This window comes from Flavobacterium sp., assembly GCF_035760125.1.
GTDB lineage: Bacteria > Bacteroidota > Bacteroidia > Flavobacteriales > Flavobacteriaceae > Flavobacterium.
In genome coordinates this window covers 1-17,047 of record NZ_DASTTN010000024.1, presented here as the reverse complement: position 1 = coordinate 17,047, position 17,047 = coordinate 1, and the positions used below count along the sequence as shown (strand labels likewise).

At 33.6% G+C, this 17,047-nt stretch carries 14 protein-coding genes; 1 reads left to right on the top strand and 13 read right to left on the bottom strand.

The annotated features are described in order from the left end of the window. The 3 genes from VFS71_RS01185 to aroC all read right to left on the bottom strand — a co-directional run. Positions 1-1,859: ATP-binding protein (locus VFS71_RS01185; RefSeq protein ID WP_326398850.1), on the bottom strand; the 1,859-nt coding region annotated here is incomplete at its 3' end. A gap of 186 nt (positions 1,860-2,045) precedes the next feature. After that, entirely contained in the window at positions 2,046-3,332 is a 1,287-nt protein-coding gene (locus VFS71_RS01180) for a dicarboxylate/amino acid:cation symporter (protein WP_326398848.1), read from the bottom strand. Between the two features lie 63 nt (positions 3,333-3,395). Then, on the bottom strand, positions 3,396-4,457 hold the full coding sequence (gene aroC, locus VFS71_RS01175; protein WP_326398847.1) for a chorismate synthase: 1,062 nt from the start codon (positions 4,455-4,457) through the stop codon (positions 3,396-3,398). A 316-nt stretch (positions 4,458-4,773) separates the two neighbouring features. On the opposite strand from aroC, the gene VFS71_RS01170 reads away from it, so the two are divergent. Continuing rightward, positions 4,774-5,301: a hypothetical protein gene (locus VFS71_RS01170; RefSeq protein ID WP_326398846.1), complete on the top strand. Its 528-nt coding sequence runs from the start codon at positions 4,774-4,776 to the stop codon at positions 5,299-5,301. Between the two features lie 44 nt (positions 5,302-5,345). On the opposite strand, the gene bshA is transcribed toward VFS71_RS01170, so the two are convergent. From bshA to VFS71_RS01120, 10 genes are all read right to left on the bottom strand, one after another. Next, a complete protein-coding gene (gene bshA, locus VFS71_RS01165; RefSeq protein WP_326398845.1) occupies positions 5,346-6,479 on the bottom strand; it encodes an N-acetyl-alpha-D-glucosaminyl L-malate synthase BshA in 1,134 nt (377 codons plus the stop codon). A 132-nt stretch (positions 6,480-6,611) separates the two neighbouring features. Further along, the gene (locus tag VFS71_RS01160) at positions 6,612-7,829 is read right to left on the bottom strand and encodes an efflux RND transporter periplasmic adaptor subunit (protein ID WP_326398844.1); all 1,218 of its coding nucleotides are present in this window, start codon (positions 7,827-7,829) and stop codon (positions 6,612-6,614) included. Between the two features lie 2 nt (positions 7,830-7,831). Continuing rightward, positions 7,832-9,079, bottom strand: coding sequence for an efflux RND transporter periplasmic adaptor subunit (locus VFS71_RS01155; RefSeq protein WP_326398843.1), 1,248 nt, complete (start codon positions 9,077-9,079; stop codon positions 7,832-7,834). 2 nt (positions 9,080-9,081) lie between these two features. Then, positions 9,082-10,335, bottom strand: coding sequence for a TolC family protein (locus VFS71_RS01150; RefSeq protein ID WP_326398842.1), 1,254 nt, complete (start codon positions 10,333-10,335; stop codon positions 9,082-9,084). Then, a complete protein-coding gene (locus VFS71_RS01145) occupies positions 10,322-12,259 on the bottom strand; it encodes an efflux RND transporter permease subunit (RefSeq protein WP_326398840.1) in 1,938 nt (645 codons plus the stop codon). The genes VFS71_RS01150 and VFS71_RS01145 overlap by 14 nt, the downstream gene beginning before the upstream one ends. Before the next feature lies 1 nt (position 12,260). Continuing rightward, positions 12,261-13,550 (bottom strand): efflux RND transporter permease subunit, encoded by a 1,290-nt coding sequence (locus tag VFS71_RS01140; protein ID WP_326398838.1) that lies wholly within the window; start codon positions 13,548-13,550, stop codon positions 12,261-12,263. A gap of 87 nt (positions 13,551-13,637) precedes the next feature. Then, the gene (locus tag VFS71_RS01135) at positions 13,638-14,213 is read right to left on the bottom strand and encodes a DUF3347 domain-containing protein (protein WP_326398837.1); all 576 of its coding nucleotides are present in this window, start codon (positions 14,211-14,213) and stop codon (positions 13,638-13,640) included. A 31-nt stretch (positions 14,214-14,244) separates the two neighbouring features. Continuing rightward, a complete protein-coding gene (locus VFS71_RS01130) occupies positions 14,245-14,871 on the bottom strand; it encodes a heavy metal-binding domain-containing protein (RefSeq protein WP_326398835.1) in 627 nt (208 codons plus the stop codon). Positions 14,872-15,067: 196 nt separating this feature from the next. After that, positions 15,068-15,436 carry a hypothetical protein gene (locus tag VFS71_RS01125; protein ID WP_326398834.1) on the bottom strand — a complete coding sequence of 123 codons (369 nt, stop codon included), beginning with the start codon at positions 15,434-15,436 and terminating at the stop codon, positions 15,068-15,070. 130 nt (positions 15,437-15,566) lie between these two features. Further along, a partial coding sequence (locus VFS71_RS01120) for a heavy metal translocating P-type ATPase (protein ID WP_326398833.1) occupies positions 15,567-17,047 on the bottom strand: 1,481 nt, incomplete at its 5' end.

Sequence of the window (17,047 nt, the reverse complement as noted above, 5' to 3'; positions counted from 1 at the left end):
TTATCTTCGACAACCAACACTTTAAATACTTGACTGGAAGTCATATCTACTTGAATGTTATTTATAATTTCAATAGTTTTGGCTGCATTGCATTCAAAGTTGATAAGAAAACTAAAAGCTGTCCCTTTTCCTAAGTCACTTTCAACAACAATCTCACTACCAAAAAGTTCCAATAATCTTTTAACTATTGGCAAACCCAAACCAGTCCCTTGATAATCTACTTCCTTCCTTCCTACTTGAACAAATTTATCAAATATTTTTTCTTGATCTAGAGGGGCAATTCCAATTCCATTATCTTTAATCTTAATGGATATGGAATGAATTTTATCTTGTATTTCAACTTGTTTGGCAATTATATAAACCTCTCCATTTTTGGTGAATTTCAAGGCATTGCTAACTAAATTCATAAGAATCTGAGCGAATCTGAGCTTGTCTCCTATTAAACTTTCTGGAATTAATGGATCAACATCTATATATACTTTATTGTTATTTTTTTTAGCAATAAAAGACAATGAATTTTTTATCATATGAAATTCATCTGCCAAATTAAAAGTCAAGTCATCCAATATAACTTTATTTTCTTCAATTTTATTGATCTGCAAAATATCATTAACTAAAGACAACAAATAACGAGCCGAAAATTTTAAAGAATTTAAATGTGGACTTGATGCAAGCTCTTTATGTTCTTCCAATAACAAATCGGTAATACCAACTACCCCATATAATGGAGTTCGTAATTCATGACTTATTGTAGAAACAAATTGCGTTTTCAGAATAGATGATTCTTCTGCTTTTTTATTAGCAATAATCAATTCCTCGTTGGCTATCATCAAATCAGCATTTGATTTTAATCGGAACTTATTATTTTTAATCAATGAGTTCAGAAAAAGCAACAAAACAAAAATTGCGATTATAAAAAGTAGGACAATGATTCTTGATTTTTTTAAACTTTGAAATTGTAAATCTCTTTCATTTTCAATTTTATCAATGGTCCTTTTGTATTCATCCAATTCAAAATTAATTCCTTCTACATTTGCCTTTTCTAATTTTTCTTCAGCATAAATCTCATCGTTGAGTTTAGTATAAATATCTAGATTTTCATAAGCTCTTTTATAATCTTTTCGTTTCAATAAAAACTTTGAAAACTCTAAATGAGAAAAAGATAAATCTGATTTCTCATTTAGTTTTCTTCCAAGCTGAATAGCTTCTTTAAAATAAAATTCAGCTTTTGCAACTTCATTTTTATAATTGCAATACATACCGTTAAGCATGTTTAATACAACAATAATAAAATCATTATTATGCTTTTTATAATAAGAATTAATCATTTTCAGACTCTCTTCCCCTTCTTTGAATTTACCAACATCAAAAAAAGCCCAAGCTATGTTGAGATTGGTAAAAGCCATTTGAGAAGAATCGGGTATTTTTTTACTGTATTCAAGTGCCTTTCTATAATAAGCTACTCCTTTTTCATATTTCTTTTTTTCAAAGCAATACATATTCCCAAGATTATTATTAATCCTTTGTTTTACAGTATCATTCTGAGTAAGATTGGCATAAATCAAGGCTTTATTGTAATAAAAAATAGCCTTGTCAAATTCAACTAAAGCATTATAATTGGCAGCAACATTATTATAATTTTCAGCTATAAGGACATTCGCATGTATAGGAACAGCTTTACGCAAAGCTAATCTTGAAATCAATAAAGATTTTTCAAAATTACCAGATTCACGTAGCTTAGTAGCTTGTTTTGTTAATTTATCAATTACTTTTTTGGTTGGTAATTGTGTTTGACCAAATGCAGTACCAAAAAGGCTAAACCACAAAATAATTAACAAAACTCTTCTTATAGAGGGCATAAATAGCAGTTGTTTATTCAAATATACATCATAATCTATAGATAAATTACATTTTAATTCAGAATATTTTAAAATATAACATTCACATTACTAAATAAAAAAGCAGTTACATTTTGGGTTGTAACTGCTTTTATAAATAAATTATATCACTCTGCTTTTTTGACATTAAAATCAAATAAAAACATTTTAATTTGCATTTTGAAAATTTTGCTTTTCTTCTTTTTCATCTTCCCATTTTCCAACTACCGAAGTGGCCAATGCATTACCTAAAACGTTCGTAGCACTTCTAAACATATCGCAAAAATGATCTATCGGCAATATTAAGGCAATACCCTCAATTGGTATTTTAAACATTCCACAAGTAGCAGCAACAACGACTAAACTCGCTCTAGGAACCCCAGCTATTCCTTTACTGGTAAGCATTAGAACAAAAAGCATTGTAAACTGAGTAGGATAATCCAAATGAATTCCATAGGCTTGAGCAATAAAAATACCTGCAAAAGTCATGTACATCATACTCCCGTCTAAATTGAATGAATAGCCCAATGGCAACATAAAAGCCACTATTTTATCCTTCACTCCAAATCGTTCTAATTCTTCTGTAAGTTTTGGAAAAACCGCCTCAGAACTAGTAGTACTAAAAGCAATAATCAATGGACTCACAATATGTTTCAGTAATACTTTTATTCCTTTCCCAAGAAAAAGAAACCCTACAATAATTAATACCACCCAAAGTGTACCAATACCTATTAGAAATGAGCCGAAGAATTTAAAATAAGTAATTGCCAATTCCTGAAAATCCCGAACAGCAAAGACTCCTGCAATAGCACCAAAAACACCAATTGGAGCAAATTTCATTACAAAATTTACCATTTTTAAAACAATATGCGAAGTTCTATCCAAAAAGTCTGTCACTGGTTTTGCATGATCACCTATTGATGCAGCTGCCAATCCGAAGAATATAGAAAATATTACAATCTGCAAAATTTCATTGGTAGCCATTGCTTCGAAAAGACTCTTTGGTACAATGTGTTCTATAAAATTTTCAAAAGATAAATTTTGTGTTTTTGCCGTAACGTCTGTAGCCGAAGCTAAATCAACATTAGATAAATTTAAACCAACACCAGGTTGCAATAAATTCACATATAACATCCCAATTAATAATGAAATAAATGAAGCTGTAAAGAACCAGGCTAAAGCTTTCCCACCAATTCTACCAACCGTTTTTATGTCACCTAACTTAGCAATTCCAACTACTAAAGTTGTAAAAACTAATGGTGCAATAATCATTTGTACTAGCCTAATAAAAATAGTGGCCAACATTTTTATTTTATTGCTAAATTCTTGTGCACTTTCGACTGTAGTAGAATTGTGAATAATAACACCTAATACAGCTCCTAAGAACATTGCAATCAGAATCTGACCTGTAAGGCCTTTTAAAAATGATGGTTTTTTAGTTGTAATTGTAGTCATTAAATTAATTTCAAGGTTAAATCTCAATATTTAGCTCGTCAAAATACTGAGGATGCTTTGCAATTATAAATATGTTTTATTCAAAAGATAAAAATCAGCAAGAACAATAGCCGCCATGGCTTCTACAATAGGAACTGCACGAGGTACAACGCAAGGATCATGACGCCCTTTTCCTGTCATTTCGGTTATATTTCCTTTATTGTCCAATGATTCCTGTTTTTGCATTATAGTTGCTACAGGTTTGAAAGCAACACGGAAATAGATATCCATACCATTGCTTATTCCTCCTTGAATTCCTCCAGAAAGATTCGTTTTAGTAGTTCCATCAGGATTATATAAATCATTATGCTGACTACCTTTCATTTTAGAACCTTCAAAACCACTTCCAAATTCGAAACCTTTTACCGCATTGATAGAAAGCATAGCTTTTCCAAGTTCGGCATGTAATTTATCAAAAACGGGCTCTCCAAGTCCAACAGGTACATTTTGAATTACACAAGTAACCACACCTCCTACAGTATCACCCTCTTTTCGAATTTGCTTAATATAATCTTCCATTATTGCAGCCATCGCTTCATCAGGACAACGTACTGGATTGCTTTCTATTTTAGAAAAATCCAATTCTTGGTATGGCGTATCCAAACAAAGAGGACCTACAGCCGAAACATAAGCATTTATTTTAATATTAGATAGCATTTGTTTAGCAATAGCTCCCGCTACTACTCTACTTGCCGTTTCACGAGCCGAACTTCTTCCTCCTCCACGATAATCTCTAAATCCATATTTTTGATCATACACATAATCTGCATGACTTGGTCTGTAATTATCCTTTATATGTGAATAATCGTCTGATTTTTGATTGGTATTCGGAATAATAAAACCAATAGGTGTTCCAGTAGTTTTTCCTTCAAAAATTCCTGATAAAAATTGAACATCATCTGGTTCTTTTCTTTGCGTAACTATTGCAGATTGACCTGGTTTTCTTCGTGACATTTCAAATTGGATTGCCTCCAAATCCAGTTGGATTCCAGAAGGACATCCATCAATAATTCCACCTAATGCTTCACCGTGTGATTCTCCAAAAGTAGTTATTCTATATAGTGTGCCGTAGCTATTTCCTGCCATTGTATAAAATTTTTACGCAAATGTAAGTTTTATGAATTAAACTAAAAATTATAAATTAGTAATATTTCACAATAATCCCACACAATATCCATATAAATCTTATTGTTTTTTAGCGTAAATAAACTGTAAACTCTTAAAATGCAATTGATAATTGATGTGTAAACTTTGCCAATTTATATCAACATAAAAGAAAACGTATTTTTATTATTTCAAATAAAAACATAAACACTTGATTTAAAAATAACTACACTCAAATTTTATTATTTTTTGTAATTTTATAAGCAGTATGTTTATTAACACCAAAAAAAATAGCCGAATGAAAAAAAACTACTACTGCTTATATCTGCTAATTGGACTGGTATTTTCTAGTCAAGCACAAGAAAATCAAGAAAATATTACAAAACAAGATAACATTTCAAAAAATGCAATTGGATTGCGAATTGGAAATAATCATGGCATTGGAGTTGAAATCTCATATCAAAAAAAATTATTGACAAAAAATCGATTGGAACTTGATTTGGGTTTCACCAATGACAATAATACCGATGCCATAAAACTATCTGGAATCTATCAATGGTATTGGAATATTGAAAAAGAATTAGATTGGTATACCGGCTTTGGTGGTGGATTAGGGTACTGGAATACTGATGATAATTACAATAATGGATATGGAAGCGATAATGGAATTTTTGCAGTAATTAATGGAGATGTTGGTATTGAGTACAACTTCCAAGAAACTCCTATTCAACTTGCAATGGATTTAAGACCGGAATTTGTCTTTAATAATTACGAGAAAAATGATTTTGGATTAAATCTAGGCTTGGCAATTCGGTATAAATTCTAAAAAAAAATCCATCTTATACTAATGCTAAAGATGGATTTTTTTACCTATTTGTATTTATTAATTGCCTTGAGATACAAAGCCTCATAAACAGGTAGAATGTTTTTTATGTCAAAACTTTCGGCTACATGCAAGGCATTCTTTTTAAATTCGGCAAGAACTGAATCCTTTTTTAATATTTTCAATGCATTTTCGGCCATTTCATTAACTTCTCCGACATCACTCAAATAACCCGAAACTCCATCTATATTCACCTCAGGCAAACCACCCGAATTACTTGAAATTACAGGAACTCCACAAGCCATTGCTTCGAGCGCTGCCAATCCAAAACTTTCAGTTTCTGATGGCAAAAGAAACAAATCCGTAAGACCTAAAATTTTGTCTATTTCGTTACTATTACCAAAAAAAATCACTTTGTCTTGAATACCGAACTTTCTGCACATTTTCTCGGCCTTTTCTTTTTCAGGACCATCGCCTACCATCATTAATTTGGATGGAATTTCTTTTTGAATTTTATAAAATATTTTAATGATATCCGGAATACGTTTTACCTTTCTAAAATTACTGATATGCGTTATTATCCTCTCCTCAGGATTGGCCATTACAGAACGTCGACAAGGAACCGTCGGGTCATATTTATTTTTGTCCAATTCAATAAAATTCGGAATCACCTGAATTTCATTTTTTATATTGAATAATTTTAATGTATCATCTTTTAAACTTTGGGAAACCGAAGTCACATAATCTGATTTATTGATACTAAAGGTTACTGCTGGCTTATAAAATGGATGATTTCCAACTAAAGTTATATCAGTCCCGTGAAGCGTTGTAACCATCGGAATATCGATTCCTTCATCTTTCAACATTTGCTTAGCCATATAACCCGCATATGCATGAGGAATGGCATAATGCACGTGCAAAACCTCAATTTTATATAATTTAACCATATCCACTAGCTTACTGGAGAGAGCCAATTCATAAGGCTGAAAATGAAATAAAGGATATTCTGGAACAATTACTTCGTGATAGTGTACATTGGGATTTAACAATGCTAAACGCACTGGTTGACTATAGGTTATAAAATGAATTTCGTGACCTCGTCTAGCTAATTCTAGACCTAATTCTGTAGCAACTACGCCACTTCCGCCAAATGTTGGATAACAAACAATTGCTATTTTCATGTATAATTTTTAAGTGGAACGAAATTAAGGAGATTAGGTATCTTTTAGTATAAAATAAAGTTAAAATTTAACTTTTTAAACTTCATTCTTTGAAACTAAATTCTATAATTTTTCATAATTAATATTGTTTATTTACATTTTCATTCCAGCCATCGGATCGCTCCCTCTTCTGAATTTATATTCGCTGTTTATGGCATAGGCTCCTGTAATCACCACTTTTTTGGAGCTGTCAATTTCCGATTTAATTTCAATCATACCTTCTACTTCGGCTCCAGTTTCTACCATAACATCTTCAAACACACCAGGTCTTTTTTCTACCCAAATATAAGAGGCATTTTCTTCCCGAATCACCGCATCTATCGGGACAAACAGTCCTTTCACATTGGGTTGGGACAATTTAACCACGGCTTGCATTCCGGGTTTTAGTTGTAAATCTTGATTTGGAATTTCCAGTCGAATTAGAAGCAGTCTGGTCTCAGGATTGATTTCATGATTAATGAAAGAAACTTTTGCATTAATTGTTTTATCCGGAAAGTCAGGAAAAACAATTTTTGCGTTTTGCCCAAGATGTACACTTTTAGCATAGTTTACGTTTACTTGAGTTTCAACCCAAAGACTGTTTAAATCAGCCAATTTAACCACTGCTGAACCCTCCATAGCATAACCGCCTTCCGTTGCAATTATTTCAGAAACATAACCACTTGTAGTACTGTAAAAAATGGCATTGGGAGAAACTTCAACTTTAGTCTTTATACTTTCAATTTGGGCATTGGTTAAACCAAAAAACAATAATTTTTGCTTGGCCGATTTGAGCATACTCAGGGCGTTTTTGCCAAAATCCCCCGGCATAGCCAATTGTTTGTAGGCTGTTAAATAATCCTGTTTGGCAACAGCAATGTCTTCACTATACAAAGAATAAACTGGCTCGTTTTTTTTGACATATTCACCAATGGTTTTTAAGTATAACTTATCAATTCGTCCCATTGCTCTTGCTGAGACTATATTGACTTTTTCCTGATTAATAGTTAAAACTCCGGTATAATTTTGCTCAAGACTACTTTGACTTTTTGTAATAGTTTGAGTTGTGATATTACCCAACCGGATTTGCTGTTTGCTTAAACTTATTTCGTTTGGATCAGTGTCACTTTTTTTTGTTGGGGCTAACTCCATATGACAAATAGGACATTTTCCTGGCTTATCTTCTTTTATTTGCGGATCCATAGAACAAGTGTAGAAAATTGTTTCATCAGTCATTTTATGTCCACTATGATCTTCTTTATTTTTAGAATTGCAAGCAATAATTATCGCAAACAGTAATGATAGTAAACTGATTTTTTTTATTGTCTTCATCATTATTTGGTTTTAATGAAGCTTTCGCTGTCAATTAGATATTGTGCATTTTTAGCGATTGTATCTCCCACAGAAATACCTCCAATAATTTGAACAAAATCATCTATTTCAAGCCCCGTTTGTATCGCCTTTGCTTTGAAACCATTGTCCATTTTTACAAAAACTATTTTTCTCTCACCCACGCTAATCAAAGCTTGTTTTTGCAACCAAATTGCCTTTGTTGAATTCAATTGTACAACACCTTGTAATCTTGTGCCAATGAGTAATTTTAGATTTTCATTATTCAAATACACTCGAATTCTATTCGTTTTTTCGGTTGAATTTAATTGTGTTTCCACAAAATTTATTTTTGCGTAAATGATATTTTTTTCATCTAATTCAGAAGTAATGTCAATGGACTGATTGATTTTAATTAAGCTATTGTATCCTTGCAAAACATTGAAAACACCCCAAACTTTTTCGGTATTCATTAATTTGAAAACCACTTCTCCTTTCTTAATATAGCTTCCTTCTTTTACATCTAATGTTTCAGTATTATTGCTTGCATTTGACATTGAAGAAGTTACTGGGGTAGTCATTTTTTCGGTTCCTGTAATGATTCCGTTTGCAGGGCTGTAAATAGCAATTACCGGATTCGTTTTTTGAGTAGAAGCCAATGCATTTACCTGATTATTTGTCATTCCATAGAGTATTAATTTCTGCTTGGCTGCATTAATAATCGATTTGTTTTGATTGTCATTAGAAATCAAATAGATAAAATTTTGCTGTTCGGTCAATAATTCCGGACTGTATATTTCAAATATTTTTTGACCTTTCGATACTTTTTGGTATTTATAATTGATGTACATTTTTTCTATTCGACCATTTATTCGCGCTGAAATATTTACAAATGAATTGGGGTCGTAAACTACTGTTCCAGGTAAACTAACTTCACTACTTATAACCGTGTCTTTTATCGTAATGGTTTGATATTTTCCAACAATAAAATTATCGGTTCGTTTCAAAAGATCGTCGATCGAATCATTTTTTTCGGAATGGTCTTCGTTAACTTTTTTTACTAAAACCATTCCGCAAATAGGACAATTTCCTGGTTTATCCTTTATGACTTGCGGATGCATCGAACAAGTATAAACCTCATTTTGATGTTCCACTTCTGAATGATTGCCTGATTTTGTTGCAAAAAAATAGATTGTAATTCCAATAATAGAAATCACAACAAACATCAAACTATACTTTACATAATTATTCATAACTAATTAATTTCAAGCTGTTTTTCGATTTCTACCTGTGTCGTTAAAATCGATTTTAATTTATCTAAAGCATCGATTTGGGTCATATTCATAGCCTCCCAAGCTTCTAAAGCCACGAACAAATCTCCGGTGTTGTTTTGCCAAGCCAAAATGGCGGTATCGTAGTTTCGTTTCAAGGCTGGAATAATATTGTCTTGAGTGATTTGGTATTGCTTTTTCAGATTCAAAAACTCGGCGTTCATTCCTTTTATCATTCCGCTAGCTTCATTTGCAATCATTTGTTTTTGCCAATCCAAACTTTCGTTTTTAATGCGATAGCTTTCCATATTGGCTTTATTCATTTTGGTGGACCAAGATACCGGAATAGTAATCATTCCCATCAATGAAAATTGTTGCGGTTGATTCCCGAAAGCAAACATATGGTCGTATTTTACTCCAAATTCCGGTCTCGTACCTGCTTTCTCCACCTCAATTTTAAAGTTGTTGATTTCCTTAGTTTTATCAATGGCTTTGATGTCGCTGCGGTTGTTGATATAAGGAGACAAATCGGCTTCAAGGAGATTGAAATCCTTAATCTCGTAATTGGAATCAATTTCAAAATCCACATTTTTATCACGAGCCATCAAGGTGTTGAGCATGTATTTTCGTTGTGAAGCGTCATTTTCCAACATCACAATCATACTTTGCAAAGAAGCATATTGGGATTTAGCTTTGTAGTACGATGGCAATTTATCCATATTGTACTGATAACGTATTTCCATACTTTTAATCATATACTCCAAAAGCTGAAGATTATCTTGGGCTATTTTTGTTTTTTTCTTGATGATAATCCATTCGTAATAATAGGTTTTCCCCAATGCGTTCAATTGGTTCTGAGTGAAATTTTTATTTTCATTTTCGACCAATGACATTGCTTTCATCAAATTTTCATTGGCATTCAACCTGGAAGCATTCGGAATCATTTGGGTTACCCCCAACATATAGTTTCCCATACCTGACCCCATTTCATTGGCTTTCCATAGATTGGCATTGTACGGAGTCATAAAAAACCCTGTTTCTACTTGAGGTGCCATCCAACTTCTGGCTCCTTTGGCCGAAGCATCCATGCTCTGAATATCAGTATCATACATTTTCAATTGTGGATTATTGGTTTTGATGGTACTCAAAACATTATCCAAAGTAAGTGTTTGGGCCTTACTATTTGCAACGCTTAAAATCAAACAACTTAGGGCGATATAAAATTTAATGTTTTGCATCTATCAGATTTATTTTTCCTTTTGTTCTCAATTCATGAAGTTTTACCATTTCAAAAACAACAGGGGTTACTAATAATACATAAATCGTTGAAGTAATTGTTCCTCCTATGAGCGGAACAGTGATAGGGAGCATTACATCTGCTCCTGTTCCCGTTGCCCAAAGAATTGGAATCAGACCAAATAATGAAACGGAAACGGTCATTAGTTTTGGGCGCAATCTCTTAGCAGAACCGTCAATAATATATTCTCTTATTATTTCTTCTGTTAAGGTTTCTTTGCTGTTACCATATTTTTCTACCATTTTGTTCATAGCTTCATTCAGATAAATGGTAATCAGCATTGCCGTTTCGATCGCCAAACCAAATAAGGCTATAAAGCCGACAGCTACTGCTACCGACAAGTTGATACCATAAAAATAGACCATGAAAACGCCGCCGATTAATGCAAAAGGAACTGTTATCATTGTTATCAAAGCCTCTTTCATGGAATTATAAGTGAAATATAAAATGAGGAAAATAATCACAACAACAATTGGTAATATCAAACCCAATGTTTTGTTGGCTCTGATTTGGTTTTCCCATTGTCCACTCCATTCCACATAGTATCCTTTGGGCATTTTGGTAATCATTTCATTCAGTTTTGCCTGTGCTTCTTTGACAGTACTTCCTAAATCACGGTCACGAACATTAAATAAGACACTACCTCGTAGCATTGCATTTTCGCTGTTTATCATTGGTGGACCATCGCTTATTTTTACATCGGCAACCGTTTCTAATGGAATGGGACCAAAATCCATTGTTTGTACCTGCAGTTTTTTCAAAGCTTCAATGCTATTCCGATATTCTTGTGCATATCTCGCGTTGACCGAAAAACGTTGTCTTCCTTCAATGGTAGTAGTGAGTTTCATTCCACCAATGGAAGCTTCCACAACGTTGTTTATATCATCGATGCTTAGTCCATATCTGCCAATGACTTCACGTTTGGGTACAATATCTATGTATTTGCCACCCGTTATAGGTTCGGCATACAAATCTTTTACTCCCGAAGTTCCCTCTAATGCCATTTTTATTTTTTGTGATAAAGCATTAATGGTGTCTAAACTTTCGCCGTAGATTTTTATGCCCACATCGGTTCTGATACCTGTCGAAAGCATATTGATACGGTTGATAATAGGTTGCGTAAAACCGTTGGTTACTCCTGGTATTTGCAGTTTGTTGTTGATTTCATTTATGATATCGCCTTTTGTTTTACCCTCTCTCCATTCTTGGTGGGGTTTTAGCAAAACAATCGTTTCAATCATACTTATGGGGCTGTTATCGGTCGCTGTATTGGCTCTGCCTGCTTTTCCCAAAACGTGAGCCACTTCGGGAATTGATTTTATCAATCGGTCCTGTACCTGCAAAATTCGTTTCACTTCAGAATTAGAAACGTCTGGTAATGTTACGGGCATAAATAAAACAGAACCTTCATCGAGCGGAGGCATAAATTCGGATCCCAAACGAGTAAACATTAACACGCCAATTAACAGCGCCACAATATTGATTGCTAAAACTGTTTTTCTCCATTTTAAACAAAAGGTCAAAATGGGTGTGTAGATGCTTTCCAATTTTCTGTTTATTGGATTTTTTTCTTCCGGACGGAGTTTTCCTTTCAGTAAAAAACTTATTAGCACTGGTGTTAGCGTGATTGCCAAAAAGGCATCAACAATAAGAATAAAGGACTTTGTATAGGCTAATGGACTAAAAAGTTTGCCTTCCATTCCTGTGAGAAGAAACACAGGTAGAAAAGACGCAATTACAATTATTGTTGAATAAAAAACACCCGGCCCCACCAATTTAGACGATGCTTCAATTATCTTGAGTTTTTCTTCCGAAGATAATAGGTCTTGCTCTTTTTTGAATATTTTTAATAGTCTCTCTTTCATCTTAAACAGATTCATTATTGTTAACCATTTCTTCCTGCTTTTCCGAAATATTCCGATAAGAATTCTCTACCATTACAATACCATCATCAACCACAACACCTATCGCCAATGCAATTCCTGTTAATGACATAATATTGGAAGAGATACCGAAAGCCTCAAGTAAAATAAAACCCACAGCTACTGAAATGGGAAGCTGAATAAGTATAATCAAAGCACTTCTCCAATGAAAAAGAAAAAGAAGAATAACAATGGAAACAGCAATCATCTCTTCGATTAGCGTTCCTTTGACTGATTCAATTGCTTTCTCAATCAATTCGCTCCTGTCATAAGAAGTTTTAAAAGTAACGCCATCGGGCAATCCTTTCTCCACTTCTTTCATTTTGGCTTTGACCGCATTTATGACTTTATCGGCATTTCCTCCATATCGCATTACCACAATACCGCCAACTACTTCTCCTGTACCGTTTTCATCAAAAATACCCAAACGCAAATCACCTCCCATTTGGATGGAGCCAATGTCCTTTACCCGCACCGGAATAGAATTGTAATTCTTGATGGCAATCTCTTCTACATCCTTTATGTTTTTAATATATCCCAATCCTCTTATGATATAAGACATATCGCTCATTTCAAATTTTCTTCCTCCAACGTCGTTATTATTGGCTTTAACGGCGTTCATTACTTCCATCATACTGACTTTGTAATATTGCATTTTCAAAGGATCCAAAACCAATTGGTATTGCTTTTCAAAACCTCCAAACGAAGCCACTTCTGCAACTCCCGGAACGGTTTGTAGCGCAAATTTCACGTACCAATCCTGCAAGGCTCTTTGCTCACCCAAGTCCATACCATTTGCGTCAAGGTGATACCAAAAAATATGACCAACACCTGTTCCGTCTGGTCCTAAAGTGGGAACCACACTTTGGGGCAAAAGTCGTTGGGCATAATTCAGCCGTTCCAAAACCCTTGTTCTTGCCCAATAAATATCAACATTATCCTCAAAAACAATATATACGAAGCTCATTCCAAACATAGAAGCACCCCGAATATTCTTCACTTTTGGGATTCCCTGAAGGTTTGAAACCAAAGGATAAGTTACTTGTGCTTCGATAACCTGAGGACTTCTTCCCATCCACTCGGTAAATACAATTACCTGATTTTCGGATAAATCAGGAATGGCATCTATAGGATTTTGTTGCACAGAATAAACACCCCAAGCAAATAAACAGGCCGAAACAAGCAAGACTACAAATCGGTTTTTTAATGAAAATGATATTAATTTTTCTACCATAATATTCAATATTTAGAGGAAAGAATATTGACGATTTGTGTTCCAATGAACTTAATAAAAAATACCTTTTTGAAGATTTTTTTCATCTTATAATTCTTTTCTCACTGAACCACAAGTAAGCATTTCCGAACCAAAATATGGGTTTTTGATGTCTTTCACCTCGCTTATCCAAATAGCACCTTTTCCTCCATCAGCCATTGGACAAAAATCCTGATACAATTTTTGTTCTGTCCCAAAAGTTTTCACTAAGTCATTAATGTCTTTGCTCATTAAAACAAAATGCTCTCTTTGGTGTGCAATATTTCCTCCATTATCACCAATATGTTCTGCATGTTCTTTGACATCATCGGCAATATCCATATAGATTTTCATCTGTTCGGCAGACAATTTTTTCATATCAATTTTTTCCAAAGTCACAACCATTGCTTTTCCTGCATCAGCAGAAGCATCACTGTCGTCTTTTGTCAAAGCATTTTTTAGAGACAGATAATTATCTACAATTCCTTTGATTGAAAAAGCAGTTGGATTAACTTTTACGATGGTCGTTTCTGTTTCCGTTTTATTGACTGTGGAATCCATTGTTTCTTCTTGTTGTTTGCTTTTTTGGTTACAAGAAACCAATGTGAATAAAATTACTAAAGCCGAAAGAATTATGTTTCTCATTTTTAAATTTTTAAGATATTGAAAAATTAGATTAGTGTTTATGGTCTTCTTTTGGAGTCATTTCCATACCGCATTTGGCGCATTTACCGGGTTTGTCAGAAATTGTACCGTCCATTGGACAAACATATTTTGTAACAATTTCACTTGTAGGTTGACTTCCTTTTAGCGGGTGGGCATCAACTTTTTCGGTTATTTTTACCAAATCCTTCCCACATTTAGAACATTGACCTGGTTTATCAGAAACTGTACCGTCCAAAGAGCAAACATATTTTGTTACCGTTTTGCTCATAGGTTGGCTTCCTTTTAGAGCGTGAGTATCAATTTTTTCGGTAGTTTTTACCATTGCCGTTGCACATTTTGAACATTTACCCGGTTTATCAGAAGTAGTGCCGTCCATAGGACAAACATATTTTGTTACCGTTTTAGTCATAGGCTGACTTCCTTTTAGGGCGTGGGTATCAATTTTTTCGGTGGTTTTTACCAAATCCATTCCACATTTTGGACATTTACCGGAACTTAGATTCGTCTCGTCAGGATGCATTGGGCACACATAAACAATTTTTTGTTCTTCTTTTTTTGCAGCTTCTGCATCTACTTGAGCATTTACTGTTGTACTAAATGCAAAAAATGCACTTAATACGATAATTAATGTTTTCATTTTTTTTTGATTTTAATAAACGGGAATTAACTTCATCGAAATATTCGATTTAGTGAATAACCATTTTGTTTTAAGTTTGAATAATTTTGAATTGACTAGGCTATAGAATAATAAAAACAATAATTCAATAACCTATAAATGATTTAAAGCAAGAGCTGCTTTGAATTTGGCACACTTATGGCTGTCAAATATAGATTTAGCTTATTTTTGGTATAAGCCAGAGAGAATTGAAGCCGGAAGAAATTGAGGTTTCAAAATTGTAAAATCTTTGTTTTTCTGAAGAAAAATTAAAACGATTAGTATCAATGTTCCATTCAGTAATAGAAATAGAAGTGTTGCTAGAAGAAGCACAAGCACATTTAGCATGATTGCATTTACCTCCGCAACCATTGTGATTTTTACTTTTTGAATGACTATCATTTTTACAGCAATCATCATCACACATTTTAGTAGAAATCTCTTTTTTGGAAGAATTTTTTGTTAAATTATTATCACATGCTAAAGCAACATTTGGCATCAATAAGAAGCCAAATAAAACAATTAATAATGTGATAAACTTATTCATTTTTTACTTTTATTTGTATATCAAATTTAAGAAAATTATTTTGTTTGACAGCCAATACCCTGTTAAAAACACAATACTATTATTAAAAAAGGATACCTGAATAACATTAGCATCCTTATTTTTTTTTTACCTAAAACTTCATTCTCTGAATCCGAACCGCATTTAAAATTGCCAATAAAGCAACACCTACATCAGCAAAAACTGCTTCCCACATCGTTGCCAAACCTCCAGCTCCAAGTATTAAAACAACAGCTTTCACCGCAAAGGCCATGGTAATATTTTGCCACACGATTTTTTTGGTTTGTTTTCCAATATTAATTGCTGTGTAAATCTTTGAAGGCTGGTCATTTTGAATAACAATATCTGCGGTTTCAATAGTCGCGTCACTTCCTAGTCCACCCATTGCAATTCCAGCATCAGCAAGTGCTATAACAGGAGCATCATTTACTCCATCACCAACAAAAGCGACTTTCTGATTTTGCAATTTTAATGCTTCAACTTGTAAAGCTTTGTTTTCAGGCAACAAATCACCAAATGCAAAGTCGATATTCAACTCTTTTGCCACAGCTTTTACAACCGCTTCTTTATCGCCCGAAAGCATAACCGTTTTGACATTTATTTTATGCAAACTCCGAATCGCAGCTTTTGCATCTTCTTTAATCTCATCTGAAATTAAAAAATACCCTGAATACACTTTATTGATTGCAACAACTATAATGGTAAATGGTGAATTGTAAATTTCCAAATCATATTTGATATTGAATTGCTGCATCAGTTTTGCATTCCCCAAAATCACTTCGATATTATTGACTTTTCCTTTAAGTCCCAGCCCTGCTATTTCTTCTACCTCAGTTACTTTTAGATTCTCATTCAATGTTTTTGAATATTCAACAATCGCGGTTCCGACAGGATGTGTCGATTTTGATTCTAAAGCTGCCGTGTATTTCACCAAATCCTCTTCAGAAATTCCCACCGTCACTACTTTTTGCACTTTGAAAACGCCTTTGGTCAATGTTCCTGTTTTGTCCATAACCACCACTTCAATGGCTGCCATTACATCCAAAAAATTAGAACCTTTGAACAAAATTCCATTTTTACTCGCAGCTCCAATTCCGCCGAAATACCCCAACGGAATAGAAATAACCAAAGCACACGGACAGGAAACCACCAAAAATACCAATGCTCGATACAGCCAATCTTTAAAAACATAATCGGCTACAAAAAACATTGGTACCAAACAAATGGCTAAAGCAAGATAAACTACAATTGGTGTATAGACTTTGGCAAACTTTCGTATAAACAATTCGGTTGGTGCTTTTTTGGCTGTTGCTTCTTGCACCATTTTGAGTATTTTGGAAAGTTTACTATCGGTATATGCAGTTGTTACTTCAATTTCAACAACTGTATTTAAGTTAATCATTCCTGCCAAAACTACCTCATTTCTTTTTTTTGTATCTGGTTTACTTTCACCAGTTAAAGCAGCAGTATTAAAAGTAGCACTTTCAGAAAGTAGTTTCCCATCCAAAGCCAGTTTTTCTCCTGGTTTTAATTGAATGATTGCTCCAATTTCAATCTCAGAAGCCTTTTTTAAAACGGTTCTGCTTCCAACCA

Bases quoted from the DNA above. Each gene is read 5' to 3' on its own strand.
- VFS71_RS01180 (WP_326398848.1), bottom strand. From the start codon at position 3,332: ATGACTACAATTACAACTAAAAAACCATCATTTTTAAAAGGCCTTACA.
- aroC (WP_326398847.1), bottom strand. From the start codon at position 4,457: ATGGCAGGAAATAGCTACGGCACACTATATAGAATAACTACTTTTGGA.
- VFS71_RS01170 (WP_326398846.1), top strand. From the start codon at position 4,774: ATGAAAAAAAACTACTACTGCTTATATCTGCTAATTGGACTGGTATTT.
- bshA (WP_326398845.1), bottom strand. From the start codon at position 6,479: ATGAAAATAGCAATTGTTTGTTATCCAACATTTGGCGGAAGTGGCGTA.
- VFS71_RS01160 (WP_326398844.1), bottom strand. From the start codon at position 7,829: ATGAAGACAATAAAAAAAATCAGTTTACTATCATTACTGTTTGCGATA.
- VFS71_RS01155 (WP_326398843.1), bottom strand. From the start codon at position 9,079: ATGAATAATTATGTAAAGTATAGTTTGATGTTTGTTGTGATTTCTATT.
- VFS71_RS01150 (WP_326398842.1), bottom strand. From the start codon at position 10,335: ATGCAAAACATTAAATTTTATATCGCCCTAAGTTGTTTGATTTTAAGC.
- VFS71_RS01145 (WP_326398840.1), bottom strand. From the start codon at position 12,259: ATGAAAGAGAGACTATTAAAAATATTCAAAAAAGAGCAAGACCTATTA.
- VFS71_RS01140 (WP_326398838.1), bottom strand. From the start codon at position 13,550: ATGGTAGAAAAATTAATATCATTTTCATTAAAAAACCGATTTGTAGTC.
- VFS71_RS01135 (WP_326398837.1), bottom strand. From the start codon at position 14,213: ATGAGAAACATAATTCTTTCGGCTTTAGTAATTTTATTCACATTGGTT.
- VFS71_RS01130 (WP_326398835.1), bottom strand. From the start codon at position 14,871: ATGAAAACATTAATTATCGTATTAAGTGCATTTTTTGCATTTAGTACA.
- VFS71_RS01125 (WP_326398834.1), bottom strand. From the start codon at position 15,436: ATGAATAAGTTTATCACATTATTAATTGTTTTATTTGGCTTCTTATTG.